We start from the raw sequence: 13,031 nt of genomic DNA on the forward strand, positions 1-13,031 counted from the left end.
ACGTACGGCGTCGAACCCTACGAGGCGCCCGCGACCCGCCGTGACGCGGCACCGTCAAGCGTCCGATTCGGCCCGTCCGGCCGCCGGGAGCGCGCGCAGCCGGGTGCGATCCGCGGTGAGCCACCTGCCGAAGGCGTACTCCATGGCGATCCGCCCGGCCCGCCCGCCGTCCCCGTCGGGCCCGGCCGTCACCAGCTGTGGTGGAGCGGCTTGCCCTCCGCGTAGCCCGCCGCGCTCTGCACGCCGACGACCGCCCGTTCCGCGAACTCCGCCAGGTTCCCCGCGCCCGCGTACGTGCACGCCGAGCGCACGCCCGCGACGATCGAGTCGATGACGTCCTCCACGCCGGGCCGCGCCGGGTCGACGAACATCCGCGAGGTGGAGATCCCCTCCTCGAACAGTCCCTTGCGGGCCCGGTCGTACGCGGACTCGTCGGCGGTGCGGTTCCGTACGGCGCGGGCCGAGGCCATGCCGTACGACTCCTTGTAGAGCCGCCCGTCCGCCGCCTGCTGGAGGTCGCCGGGCGACTCGAAGGTGCCCGCGAACCAGGAGCCGACCATCACGTTCGACGCGCCCGCCGCGAGCGCCATCGCGACGTCGCGCGGGTGCCGTACGCCGCCGTCGGCCCACACGTGCCTGCCGTACTTCCGCGCCTCCGCCGCGCACTCCAGGACGGCGGAGAACTGCGGGCGGCCGACGCCCGTCATCATGCGGGTCGTGCACATGGCGCCGGGACCGACACCGACCTTCACGATGTCGGCGCCCGCCTGCACCAGGTCGCGTACCCCGGCGGCGGCCACGACGTTGCCCGCGACGACGGGGACCCGCGGGTCGAGGGCGCGTACGGCGCGGAGCGCCTCCAGCATCCGTTCCTGGTGGCCGTGCGCGGTGTCCACGACGAGCGTGTCCACCCCGGCCTCCAGCAGGGCGGCGGCGCGGCCCGCCACGTCGCCGTTGATCCCGACGGTGGCGGCGATCCGCAGCCGCCCGTCGGCGTCGGTCGCCGGGGTGTAGAGCGTGGCGCGCAGGGCGCCCTTGCGGGTGAGGATGCCGACGAGGGCGCCGTCCGCGTCCACGACGGGCGCGAGCTTGCGGTGGGCGGCGTCCAGCTGGTTGAACGCGTCGCGCGGGTCGGTGTCCTCGCGGATGAGGAGCAGGTCGCGGGACATCACCTCGGACAGCTGCGTGAACCGGTCCACGCCGGTCAGGTCGGACTCGGTGACGACACCCGCGGGCCGCCCGTCGGTGACGACGACGCCCGCGCCGTGCGCCCGCTTCGACAGCAGCGCCAGGGCGTCGGCGGCGGTCTGCCGGGGGTCGAGGGTGATGGGGGTGTCGAAGACGAGGTGCCGCCGCTTGACCCAGTCCACGACCTCGGCCACGACCTCGACCGGGATGTCCTGCGGGATGGCGACGAGCCCGCCGCGCCGGGCGACCGTCTCGGCCATCCTGCGGCCCGCGACCGCGGTCATGTTCGCGACGACGAGCGGGATGGTGGTGCCCGTGCCGTCGGGCGCGGACAGGTCCACGCCCTGCCGGGACCCCACCGCGGAACGGCTGGGGACCATGAAGACGTCGTCGTAGGTCAGGTCGTACGGGGGCCGCTGATCGTTGAGAAAACGCACGTGCCCGAGTCTCCCACGCCCGTACGCCCGTACGGGATCGGACGATCCCCCACCGCGCCGGACGCGCGCCTGTCGGATCGCACCAGGTGGCGCGCCGCGCCGCCGCTCAGCCCGCCGACGGGGCGTCCGCGCGCGGCGGCGGGGAGCCGGGCGGCGTACGCCCCCGGCGGCGGCGCACCGCCGACGCGGCGGGCTCGACCCAGCGCGCGGCCAGCGGGCCGAGGACGACGAGCAGCAGCACGTACGCGGTGGCCAGCGGCCCTATCCGCGGTTCCGTCCCGGCGGCCAGCCCGGCGATCACGATGGAGAACTCGCCGCGCGCGACGAGCGCCCCGCCCGCCCGCCAGCGGCCCTTCGAGGCGATGCCCGCGCGCCGGGCCGCGTACCAGCCGGTGGCGATCTTCGTGGCGGTGGTGACGGCCGCGAGCAGCGCGGCGAGCGGCAGGACCGGCGGGATCTCGGCGGGCACCGTGGACAGCCCGAAGAAGACGAAGAACAGCGCGGCGAACAGGTCGCGCAGCGGCGTCATCAGGTTCCGCGCGTTCTCGGCGGTCTCCCCCGATAGGGCGATGCCGACGAGGAACGCGCCGACCGCCGCCGACACCTGGAGCCGTTCCGCCACCCCGGCCACCAGCAGCGTCAGTCCGAGGACGACGAGCAGCAGCATCTCGGGGTTGTCGGTGCCGACGGCGCGGCTGACGAGGCGGCCGTGCCGCAGCGCCACGTACAGCACCAGTCCGACCGTGCCGAGCGCGACCAGCAGCGTGACGCTGCCGCCCGCGAGCCCGGCCCCGCCGAGTACGGCGGTGAGCAGCGGCAGGTACACCGCCATCGACAGGTCCTCCAGCACCAGCACGCCCAGCACGACGGGCGTCTCCCGGTTGCCGAGCCGCCCCAGGTCGGTGAGGACCTTCGCGACGACCCCGGACGACGAGATCCACGTGACCCCGGCCAGCGCCAGCGCCGCGGCCGGGCCCCAGCCGAGCAGCAGCGCGACGAGGGCGCCGGGGGTGGCGTTGAGGAGGAAGTCGACGGCGCCGGTGGGGTACTGGGCGCGGAGGCTGCCGAACAGCTCGGTGGCGGTGTACTCCAGACCGAGCAGGAGCAGCAGCAGGATCACCCCGATCTCCGCGCCGACCTCGAAGAACTCCTCGCTCGTGGAGAGCGGGAAGACGCCGCCGTTGCCGAAGGCCAGCCCGCCCGCCAGATAGAGCGGGATGGGCGACATCCCGATCCGGCCCGCGAACCGGCCGACGACGCCCAGGCCGAGGATGACCGCGCCCAACTCCATGAGCATGACGGTCATGTCGTGCACGCGGCCGCCTCAGGTTCCGGCGATGAGCTGCGTCAGGTCGTCGACGCCCTCGCGGGTGCCGACCGCCACCAGCGTGTCCCCCGCCTCCAGCCGGAAGTCGGGCGCGGGCGAGGGGAACGCGCCGGTGCGGCGCAGCACCGCGACGATCGACGCCCCCGTACGCCTGCGGGCCTGGGTGTCCCCCAGCAGACGGCAGCGGTACGGGGAGCGGGCGCTGACCGGGATGCGCTCCGTGACCAGGTCCAGGTCGATCTCGTCGCCGCTCCAGCGGGGCGCGGCGGCGGGCGCGACCAGCTCGGCGAGGGACGCCGCCTCGTCGGGGTCGAGCGCCACGGTGGCCTGGCAGGCGTCGGGGTCCTCGGGGTCGTAGAAGCCGAGGAAGCGGCGGCCGTCCTGGTGGACGACCACCGAGATGTGGCGGTGCTCGTCGGCGCGGGTGGCAATGTCGTACTGCACGCCCACGCCCGGCAGCGCGGTCCTACGGGTGGTCATGGCTCTCTCCTCGCGCACACGGCGGCCTGCGGGCAGGCCCGGATTCCCGGGCCTGGAACGCCCGCCGAACTCCGGCGGTCCGGGAACGCCCCGGCGCCGCCGGGCATTCCCGGCCGACTGCGAGGAACAGGCTAACGCCCGTCGGGGTCGCGGCGTTCGAGGGCCGGGTGCGGCCCGGCCGGGACCTCCAGCAGCTGGTCGGCGGCGGCCGTGTCGGTGACGAGGCTCGTCACCAGACCGGAGCGGAGGACCGCGTCGATCGCGGCGGCCTTGCGCTGGCCGCCCGCGATGGCGACGACCTCCGGCACCCGCCGCAGCCGCTCGGCCTCCACCGTGATGCACCGCTCCCCGAGGTCCCGGCCGATCCGGCGGCCCTCGGCGTCGAAGAGGTGCGCGGACATCTCGGCGGCGACGCCCAGCGAGGAGTAGTGGTCCCGTTCCTCGTCGCTGAGCATGTCGTGGACGGTGGAGATGCCCGGCTCCCAGGAGCCGATGGACACGGCGGCGACGGTGACCTTGTCGAAGTACTCGAAGGCGCGCGCGATGCCCGTCTGGCTGCGCAGCGCCGACGCGGTGGCGGTGTCCGGCAGCAGCATCGGCGCGTAGATGGGGTGCGCCTCTCCCCCGGCGACCTCGGCGGCGCGCCGTACGGCCTCCACGGAGCCGCGGTCGGCGGTGCCCGCGTCGTACACACCGGTGAGCTGGACGACGGTGCAGGGCGGGAGTTGGCGCAGCGCGGCGGCCATGTGGATGGTGGAACGGCCCCAGGCGAGGCCCAGCACGTCGCCGTCGGTGACGAGTTCGCCCAGGAGGTCGGCGGCGACCTCGCCCAGGTTCTCCGGGTCGGCCGCCGCGTCGTCGGCGTCGGCGGTCCCGGCCTCGGTCGGGGACTCGACGACCACGACGTGGCGCAGGCCGTAGTGGGCGCGCAGGGCGTCGGAGCGGTCGGCGTCCAGCTCGGCCGGTACGCGGATCTCGATCCGTACGAGGTCGCGCTCCAGCGCGGTCTCCAGGACGCGGGCCACCTTGAAGCGGCTGACCCCGAACTCGTCCGCGATCTGGATCTTCGACTTGCCCTCGAGGTAGAACCGGCGGGCCATCGCCGCGGCCTGCATCAGCTCGGCGGGTCCCATTCTCGTGGCTCGACCCGTCGACACCGCATTCACCTCACTGTTCAACCCCGCGGACGCTTGTGCGCCGCGGGTTCATCCTCGCAGATCCGGGGCGGCCGGACCGGTCCGATGCACAGTGGATTCAAGGGGGTTCCCCAGGTGTCGCGCCCGAAGGGGCCCGCCCGGCGCCCGTACGGTGCCCGATCGGCGGGCCGCGGGCGGTCGGCGGCGCGCTCAGCCCGCCGACGTACGGCGCGCGGCCTCCTCCGCCTGGGTGCGCAGGGCGCGTACGGCGGCGGCGGGGTCGTCCGCGCCGTACACGGCGGAGCCCGCCACGAACACGTTTGCCCCGGCCTCGGCGCACCGCTCGACGGTGTCGGCGGAGACGCCGCCGTCGACCTGGAGCCACATCTCCAGGCCGTGCTTGTCGATGAGCTGCCGGGTACGGCGGATCTTCGGGAGCATGATGTCGAGGAACGCCTGCCCGCCGAAGCCCGGTTCGACGGTCATCACCAGCAGCATGTCCAGCTCGGGCAGCAGGTCCTCGTACGGCTCGACGGGTGTGCCCGGCTTCAGCGCCATCGAGGCGCGGGCGCCCTTGGCGCGGATCTCGCGGGCGAGGCGTACGGGCGCGGCGGCGGCCTCGACGTGGAAGGTGACGGAACCGGCCCCGGCCTCCACGTACTGCGGGGCCCAGCGGTCCGGGTCCTCGATCATCAGATGGCAGTCCAGCGGGGTGCCGGTGGCGCGGGACAGCGCCTCGACGACCGGGGTGCCCAGGGTCAGGTTGGGCACGAAGTGGTTGTCCATGACGTCGACGTGCAGCCAGTCGGCGCCGTCCACGGCGCGGGCCTCGTCGGCGAGCCGGGCGAAGTCGGCGGCCAGAATGCTGGGGCTGATCTGGGCGGGCATGGTCCCAGTATGTCGCCCGCGCCACGACGACGACGCCCGGGGTGGGGAGTGGACGGTCACCGGTTCCCCGGGTCGCGGCCCGGGGGGATCTCGACGGCGATCTGTCGGAGTTTCGCCGTCATCGACACCGTGCCGAAGAGGCGGTCCCCGTCGAGGGCGCCCTCGCGTTCCGCCTCCGCGAGGAACGCCTTCAGGTCGCCCACCGTGAGCGCGTTCCCGCGTACCGCCTTGCGTTCGACACGCCACAACGACATCGGCTTCCTCCAAGTGCGGCCCGGGCGGCGGCGGTTGCGGGCCGTCACGGGCGCGCCGGGCGGTGCCGCTCCCGCGCGGGGCGGGGAGGCGGCGGGACGGGTCGAGTACACCCCGGGGCGGGTTGTTCAGCAGCCCGCGCCGCCGCGGCGAACAACGCGCCCCGTACGGGGGGCCGTTGACGCCGTACGGGTCGGGCGGCGGAAGTCACGCCGTACGGCGCAGCAGCGCCAGGTACATCGCGTCGGTGCCGTGCAGGTGCGGCCACAACTGCACGTCGGGGCCGTCACCGAGGGCCGCGACGCCCTCGAACAGGGGCCGCGCGTCGAGGAGTTCGGTACCCGGGTGGCGCCGCCGCACGTCGTCCACGACGGCGCGGGTCTCGGCCAGGTGCGGGGAGCAGGTCGCGTAGCCGACGACGCCGCCGACCCGTACCGCCTCCAACGCCCGTTCCAGCAGCCCGCGTTGGAGCGGCGCGAACCGTTCCAGGTCCTCGGGGCGGCGGCGCCAGCGCGCCTCCGGGCGGCGCCGCAGCGCGCCCAGGCCGGTGCACGGCACGTCGGCCAGCACCCGGTCGAAGGTGCCGGGGCGCCAGGCGGGGCGGGTGCCGTCGGCGGCGACGACCTGGTACGGGCCGGGGTTGCCCGCCAGGGCGCGGTCCACCAGCCGGGCGCGGTGCGGCTGCTTCTCGGCGGCGGTCAGGGCGGCGCCGCGACCGGCGGCGACGGCGCCGAGCAGCGCCGCCTTCCCGCCGGGCCCGGCGCAGACGTCGAGCCAGCGGCGGTCTGGGCCGCCGTCCAGCGGCGCGGCCGCGAGGGCCAGCGCGACCAGTTGGCTGCCCTCGTCCTGCACCCCCGCGCGGCCTTCCCGTACGGCCTCCACCGCGCCGGGCTCGCCGCCCTCGGTGAGGCGTACGGCGTACGGGGACCAGCGGCCGGGTACGCCGCCCGCGGCGAGGAGTTCGGCGGGTTCGGACCGGCCGGGGCGGGCGACGAGGGTGACCTCGGGGCGCTCGTTGTCGGCGGTCAGCAGCTCCTCCATGCCCGCGCGCCCGCCGCCGAGCGCGTCCCACAGCGCGGAGACGATCCAGCGCGGGTGCCCGTGGCGTACGGCGAGGTGCTCCTCGGCGTCCTCGTCGTACGGCGGCGCGACCCGGTCCAGCCAGCCGTCGAGGTCGAGGCCGTCGGCGGTGATGCGGCGCAGCACGGCGTTGACGAACTTGGCGCGCCCGTCCCCGAGCACCACCCGGGCCAGCTCGACGCTGGCGCTCACGGCGGCGTGCGTGGGGATGCGGGTGCCGAGCAACTGGTGCGCGCCGAGCGCCAGTACGTCCAGCACGGGCGGGTCGACCTCGCGCAGCGGCCGGTCCACGCAGGCGGCGATGATCGCGTCGTACGTGCCCTGCCAGCGCAGCGTGCCGTAGACCAGCTCGGTGGCGAGGGCGGCGTCGCGGGAGTCGAAGTCGCCCTGCTCGCGGGCCTTGGCGAGGAGGGGCGGCAGCACGAGGTTGGCGTACGCGTCGCGCTCGTCGACGGCCCGCAGCGCCTCGAACGCGAGGATGCGCACGGGGTCCTTGCGGGGGCGGCGGTAGGGCTTGGCGGGGCGGCGCGGCCGAGTGCTCACGGGGAAGGTGCTCCGGTCTGCGGTGTCGTGCGGTCGTGGGGCGCGGGTGATGCCGGTGGCGCGGGGGTACGGCGTACGGGCGGGGCGGTCTGCGGGCGTGCGGGGCCGGGGCCCCGCCAGGTCACTCCCCGAGCCGCTCGCCGTCCTCGATCCGCGCGCCGCGCGCCCAGTCGGCCGCCTTCATCGGCTTCTTGCCCTGCGGCTGCACCCACAGCAGCTCGACGGCGTGCGAACCGGTGCCCGCGTGCACGGAGTTCTTCCCCGTACGCAGCTCACCGGGCGCCTGCCCCGTACGGTCCGGGGCGAGCGCCACCGTGCGCACCTTGAGGCGTTCGCCGCGGAAGACCGTCCAGGCGCCGGGCGCGGGCGAGCAGCCCCGGACGACCCGGTCGACGCGGAGCGCCGGTTCGGTCCAGACGAGGGCCGCGTCCTCCACCGTGATCTTCGGGGCGCGGCTGACGCCCTCGGCGGGCTGCGGCACGGCCTCCAGGCTGCCGTCCTCGATGCCGTCCATGGTCGCGGCGAGCAGCCCGGCACCCGCGAAGGCGAGCCGGGTCAGCAGGTCGCCGCTGGTGTCGGTGGGGCGTACGCGTTCGGTGAGGACGCCGTAGACCGGTCCGGAGTCCATGCCCTCCTCGATCAGGAAGGTGGTGGCGCCGGTCATCTCGTCGCCCGCGAGCAGCGCGTGCTGCACGGGGGCCGCGCCGCGCCAGGCGGGCAGCAGCGAGAAGTGCAGGTTGACCCAGCCGCGCGCGGGGACGTCCAGGGCCGTACGGGGCAGCAGCGCGCCGTAGGCGACGACCGGGCAGCAGTCGGGGGCGATCTCGCGGAGCCGCGCGAGGAAGTCGGGGTCGCGCGGCCTGTCCGGGCGCAGCACCTCGATGCCCGCCTCCTCCGCGCGCTGCGCCACCGGGCTGGCCACCAGGTGCCTGCCGCGTCCGGCGGGGGCGTCGGGCCGGGTGACGACGGCCGCGACCTCGTGCCGGTCCGAGGCGAGCAGGGCGTCCAGGGACGGTACGGCGACCTCGGGGGTCCCGGCGAAGACGAGCCTCATCGGTGGGCGGTTACCTCTCGTAGGGCGGCGGCGGACGGCCGCTCAGTCTACGTTCCGTCCGCGCGTCGGCCGCCCGAAGGGGGCGTACGCACCTCCGCCCCTCGGCCGCGCACGCCCCGCGCGGGTGGTGCGCGCCCCTCGGGCGTGACCCGAGTGGGCGTTCCGCCGTTGGTCAAGAGGGATTGACCGAACGGGACACGACGGGCCGCCCAGCGGCCCACCTCGCGCCCCGGTCCTCGACCTTGTCCATTCCATGCCGGTTCGAGAGGCTCGCTCATGGCCGACCACGCAACCAACGACGCCCAGGCGAGGGCCAGCCTGCATCTGCTGGTGCGGGACATCGAACGCGTCCGCAGGCAGGTGGACGCCCTGCGCACGCTCACCTCGCAGCTCGGCAACGTGTACCGGCCGCGGCGCACCGGCCCCTCGGCCGGTTTCGTCGTGTACGGGCGGGCGCCCGCGCCGACCGTACGGCTGGCGCAGGAGCTGCGGGACAGCGTGGAGACGCTGGTCACCGCCGCGGTGGACTTCGACCGGTCGCTGGGCTTCTCGTGGGACGCGGTGGGCTCCGCCCTCGGCGTCACCAAGCAGGCGGTGCACCGCCGTTACGGCACGCGGCGCGGCGCCACCGCGCACGGCGGCCAGTCGGCGCCGGGCCAGAACGCCGCCGGGCCGCACCCGTCCGGGCCGCTCGCCACCGGCCCGCACGCCGCGGCGCCGCGCGCCTCCACCCCCGGCGCCGGTGGCGAGCAGGCCGTACGCCACGACGAGACCGTGCCCGCGCCGACCGTCCCGGCGGCCCGCTCCGGCCCGGGGCGGCCGACCGCCACGGGCGCGCAGGAACCACGGTCCGGGGTCTTCCCGGGCCCTCGCAACGGCTGACCCCTCCGCAGCCGTCGCCGTCCGCCCGGCGTCCGCCGTCCCCGTCACGGGACCGACCGGACGCCGGGCGGAGGTGCGTCCGGGCCGGGCGGGGGTCACTCGCGGGTGGTCGGCGGCGCGAGGTCAGCCGCGCGCGCGGCGAGCGGCCTGCCGGGTCCCTTGCGGATCTGCCGCTCGACGAGCTCGCCGAGCGCCCGGTGGCCGCCCTCCGTGGGGTGGAAGCTGCGCGTCTCGGCGGAGAGCGCGCGGAGGTCGAGCTTCAGGCCGTTGACGTACGGGTCCGCGGTGCCGGTCTCGTGCCCGTCGAAGGCGTCGTACGCCTCCACGTACTCGACGCTCCCCCGCTTGCCCGCCTCCACCAGTCCGCGGTCGGCGGCGCGGGCGCTGCGCGCGATGATGTCGTCCAGCTCGCGGGTCCGCTCGTTCAGCCAGCGCTGGTCGTCCTTGCCGATGGTCGCCTCACCCCGTTGGGGCTCCGCCGCGAACATCCGCGGGTAGCCCACGACGAGCACGCGGGCGGACGGGGCGCGGGAGGTGAGGTCGGTGAGGACACGGGGCAGGGTCCGGGTCAGGGTGTCCAGCCGTTCCGCGACCTGATCGTCCTGACCACGGCAGTCGCCGAGCAACACCTCCGCGAGGCAGCGGGTGAGGACCTTGGTGAACCCGGCGTCGTTCCCGCCGATGCTGATCGTCACGAGGCTGGTGTCCGCGTCGACCCGGTCGGTCTGGGGCTCCCGCCCGTACCGGCCGTCGAGGACCTCGGCGGTCGTCGCGCCGCTGCACGCCCAGAAGGCGGAGCCGCGCGCGAAGCGGAACGTCCGTACGACGTCGTGGTAGTAGGCGGCGGAGTGGCGCAGGCACACGCCGTCGGTGCGCTTCGCCTCGGCGCCCGCCTTGCCGTCGTCCCCGTCGCCGTCGGCCTGGCTCTTGTCGCGCTCGCCGCCCTCGCCCTCGTCGGCCTCGCTCTTGTCGTCGGAGCCGGTCTGTACGCCGACACCCGCGGAGTACGAGTCGCCCAGCGCGACGTACCCGCCTCTGGTGGCGGCCTCCTGGGGGCTGACCGTACGGTCGTCCGGCCGCTCCGGGCTGCCGCTCCCGCCGGAGTCCTTTGCGCACCCGGTCAGCTCGCAGCGCCAGGACGGCACCGCGAACACCCCCGCGACCAGCAGGACCAGGACGGCCAGTACGGCACCCACGGTGACCTGACGCCGCGTCACCTGTCCGTCGCCGCTCAACGGCGCTCCCCTCGAGTCACGCACCCGCCCCGCCCACCAGTTGATCACACCGGCGGAGACACCGGTACCACCCACGGGAGGCTCGGCCGCCGAGCGGAAGCACGCCGCGCGCGGAGGGGGCGCGCGGGCGGCGGCCGTTGACCTTTCGGAGCGGCCGGGGGTGTGCTGAGCACGGTGCTGGGCGTCGTCCTGACCGAGCGCGTCCCCGACCGGCTGCGGGGCAGGGTGACCGGGACGCAGAACGCCGTGCTGACGGCCGCGCCGTCGGCCGGGGTGCCGGGCGCGGGCGAGCTGGTGGAGTACGCGTCACCGGCGGCGGACGGAGTCGTCGTGACGGGCGTGTGGTGCACGGCCGTCGTGTCCGCCCCCCTCGCACCGGCGCTACGGGACCTGGGGCCCGTACGGGAGGAGTGCGGAGCGCGACCGGTGCCCACCGGCACCGGCTGCGCGGGCGCGCGGACAGCGGACGTCCGCGCCGCCCCCTGGACTACGGCTGCCCGGAGGCGCGGCGCAGGACGACGGTCGGGATCACGCCGACGGCCAGCACCCCGCTCGCCACGGCGAGCAGCGGATACCCGGCGCTCGCCGTCGTCAGGCCGGAGACCATGCCGCCGGTGGCGCCTGCGAGGGCCATGCCCACGTCCACCTGCCCTTGGACGGCGGCGGCCCTCCCCGGTGGCGCCGCCTCGGTGACCATGGCCGAACCACTCACGAGGGCGAGGTTCCAGCCGACCCCGAGCAGCGTGAGCGCGACGGCCGGACCGATCGTGTTCTGCGGTGGCAGCAGTCCGGCCAGCACCCCGGCCACCAGCAGGACCGCTCCGGAGGCCGCCGCGACAGGAGCCGCCCCCAGCCGGTCGACGAGAGATCCGCTCAGCCGCGAGGGCAGGAACATCGCCCCGACGTGCAGCGCGATCACCGTCCCGGCCGCCTGGGCGCTGTGACCGTGCGCGGTCATGTGTACGGGCGTCATGGTCATCACGGCGATCATCACCAGCTGCGCGGAGATCGTCACGGTGGCGCCGGTCATCACCCCGGAGGGCCACCGGTGGGTCGTCCGCCCCGGCACCGACGTGCCCGCTTCCGGCGCGGCGGGTTCGTCCGGAGCCGCCTTCCGTACGCCCCCCGTGCCCGTACGCCCCGGGGGACGTACGGCGGCGGACTTCCCGGCCGGGGCGCCCTCGCCCGGCGGCGCCGGGAGCGGGGCGTCGGCGTGGGCGCGGGCCACCGTCATCGGGTCGGGCCGGAGCCACAGCAGCAGGACCAGGCAGGCCGCCGTGCAGGCGGCAGCGGCGAGCAGGAACGGTCCGGTCAGCCGGGGCAGACCGCAGGCGGTCGCCACCGCGCCGGTGGGTCCGACCATGTTGGGCCCGGCCACGGCACCCAGCGTGGTGGCCAACAGCACCGTGCCGGTGGCTCGGCCGCGACGTTCCGGTGGGGCCAGGTCCGCCCCCGCGTACCGGGCGAGCAGTCCGGTGACGGAGCCGGCTCCGTAGACGAACAGGGAGGCGAGCAGCAGCACGGTCCAGGAGGCTGCGGCCCCGGCCACCACTCCGACGCTGCCGAGTGCGGCGGCTCCATGGCCCAGGACGAGCCCCGGTCTGCGTCCCCGGTGCTGGGAGAGCCGTCCGATCGCCATCGCCCCCACCGCGGCGCCGCCGGTGTAGAGCGTGGCGGGCAGCCCCGCCAGACTCGTCGAACCGAGCAGGTCCTCGGCGAGGAGCGCGCCGACCGTGATGCCGGCCGCCATGCCCGCGCCGCCGAGCGCCTGCGAGACGAGCAGCACGGTCATCAGACGACGCTCCGCCGCGGCGGGCGCCACGGCGTGGAGCCGGCTGGGGGCCTGGTCCGCCGCGGTCACGTCGCGGTCGCGCCGCCGAGGTCGGAGATCTCCGCCAGGGAGAGACCGAGCTGGGCGTGCAGGAAGGCGACGACGGTCCAGTGCGGCAGCGCGTCCTCGTCGAACGGGCCGAACGCCCCGACGTACAGCGGCACCCAGCGCAGGGCCTCCTCCGCCGCCGTTTCCCGGCCCGGTTCCTGCTGGTAGTCGCCGTACGCGACGCTGCGGTGGTGGATGAAGCGGCCACCGGGCAGCCGTTCCTCGCACAGCGTGCGGTACTCGCGTGTCTGGAGGATCAGGTAGTGCCAGATCTCGTCGATGTCCTGTTCGACGGGGAGGAAGAGGCCCGCGAGCTCGTCCGGGTGCCGCGACACCAGGTAGAGGTACCGCAGACACTCGCGGACCTGGTGGACCACCACGTCCTCGGCCGGTGCGCCGGGGCGTCCGAGCACGTACCGCACGACCTCGTCGTGCAGCGCGGGCCCGAGCAGCTCCCGGGCGTCGGGTGCGGTGGAGGCGGGAACCGCCGTTCCGATCTCACGGGGGACGGAGGGAGGAGGAGCAGTCATACCGGTCCTGTCCTGGGGGCGGCGCGGGGCCGCGAAGCGGGCCGGAAGCGGGTCTGCTCCCGCGTGACCGGCGAGGGATGTGCCGCTCGGCGCCGACGCGCCGGGACGGCGGCTCGGGGG

The 13,031-nt window shown here is 75.6% G+C and carries 12 protein-coding genes; 1 reads left to right on the forward strand and 11 read right to left on the reverse strand.

Annotated elements, in window-relative coordinates; genetic code table 11:
* Positions 1-188: 188 nt before the first annotated feature.
* From D7M15_RS01070 to fmt, 8 genes are all read right to left on the reverse strand, one after another.
* Entirely contained in the window at positions 189-1,625 is a 1,437-nt protein-coding gene (locus D7M15_RS01070; RefSeq protein WP_121515748.1) for a GuaB1 family IMP dehydrogenase-related protein, read from the reverse strand.
* Between the two features lie 106 nt (positions 1,626-1,731).
* Positions 1,732-2,940, reverse strand: coding sequence for a cation:proton antiporter (locus D7M15_RS01075; RefSeq protein WP_121515749.1), 1,209 nt, complete (start codon positions 2,938-2,940; stop codon positions 1,732-1,734).
* A 9-nt stretch (positions 2,941-2,949) separates the two neighbouring features.
* The gene (locus D7M15_RS01080) at positions 2,950-3,432 is read right to left on the reverse strand and encodes a TrkA C-terminal domain-containing protein (protein WP_121515750.1); all 483 of its coding nucleotides are present in this window, start codon (positions 3,430-3,432) and stop codon (positions 2,950-2,952) included.
* Between the two features lie 131 nt (positions 3,433-3,563).
* Complete coding sequence (locus D7M15_RS01085) at positions 3,564-4,565, reverse strand: sugar-binding domain-containing protein (protein WP_206337298.1); 1,002 nt, start codon at positions 4,563-4,565, stop codon at positions 3,564-3,566.
* A gap of 213 nt (positions 4,566-4,778) precedes the next feature.
* On the reverse strand, positions 4,779-5,456 hold the full coding sequence (gene rpe, locus D7M15_RS01090) for a ribulose-phosphate 3-epimerase (RefSeq protein WP_121515752.1): 678 nt from the start codon (positions 5,454-5,456) through the stop codon (positions 4,779-4,781).
* Positions 5,457-5,512: 56 nt separating this feature from the next.
* Complete coding sequence (locus D7M15_RS01095) at positions 5,513-5,710, reverse strand: hypothetical protein (RefSeq protein ID WP_121515753.1); 198 nt, start codon at positions 5,708-5,710, stop codon at positions 5,513-5,515.
* Positions 5,711-5,915: 205 nt separating this feature from the next.
* Positions 5,916-7,331, reverse strand: a complete 1,416-nt coding sequence (locus D7M15_RS01100) for a transcription antitermination factor NusB (protein WP_121515754.1) — start codon at positions 7,329-7,331, stop codon at positions 5,916-5,918.
* Positions 7,332-7,452: 121 nt separating this feature from the next.
* Complete coding sequence (gene fmt, locus D7M15_RS01105) at positions 7,453-8,385, reverse strand: methionyl-tRNA formyltransferase (protein WP_121515755.1); 933 nt, start codon at positions 8,383-8,385, stop codon at positions 7,453-7,455.
* Positions 8,386-8,661: 276 nt separating this feature from the next.
* Here fmt and D7M15_RS01110 point away from each other — a divergent pair, with 276 nt between their 5' ends.
* Positions 8,662-9,267: a hypothetical protein gene (locus D7M15_RS01110; RefSeq protein ID WP_121515756.1), complete on the forward strand. Its 606-nt coding sequence runs from the start codon at positions 8,662-8,664 to the stop codon at positions 9,265-9,267.
* A gap of 95 nt (positions 9,268-9,362) precedes the next feature.
* Here the strand turns inward: D7M15_RS01110 and D7M15_RS01115 are convergent, their stop codons facing one another.
* From D7M15_RS01115 to D7M15_RS01125, 3 genes are all read right to left on the reverse strand, one after another.
* Positions 9,363-10,502, reverse strand: a complete 1,140-nt coding sequence (locus tag D7M15_RS01115) for an SGNH/GDSL hydrolase family protein (protein ID WP_165906180.1) — start codon at positions 10,500-10,502, stop codon at positions 9,363-9,365.
* Positions 10,503-10,989: 487 nt separating this feature from the next.
* On the reverse strand, positions 10,990-12,294 hold the full coding sequence (locus D7M15_RS01120; RefSeq protein ID WP_121520078.1) for an MFS transporter: 1,305 nt from the start codon (positions 12,292-12,294) through the stop codon (positions 10,990-10,992).
* Positions 12,295-12,359: 65 nt separating this feature from the next.
* Positions 12,360-12,911, reverse strand: a complete 552-nt coding sequence (locus tag D7M15_RS01125; RefSeq protein WP_121515758.1) for a hypothetical protein — start codon at positions 12,909-12,911, stop codon at positions 12,360-12,362.
* Between the last annotated feature and the right edge of the window lie 120 nt (positions 12,912-13,031).

Origin of the sequence: Streptomyces sp. Z26, assembly GCF_003665095.1 — a bacterium.
Classification (GTDB): domain Bacteria; phylum Actinomycetota; class Actinomycetes; order Streptomycetales; family Streptomycetaceae; genus Streptomyces; species Streptomyces phytohabitans.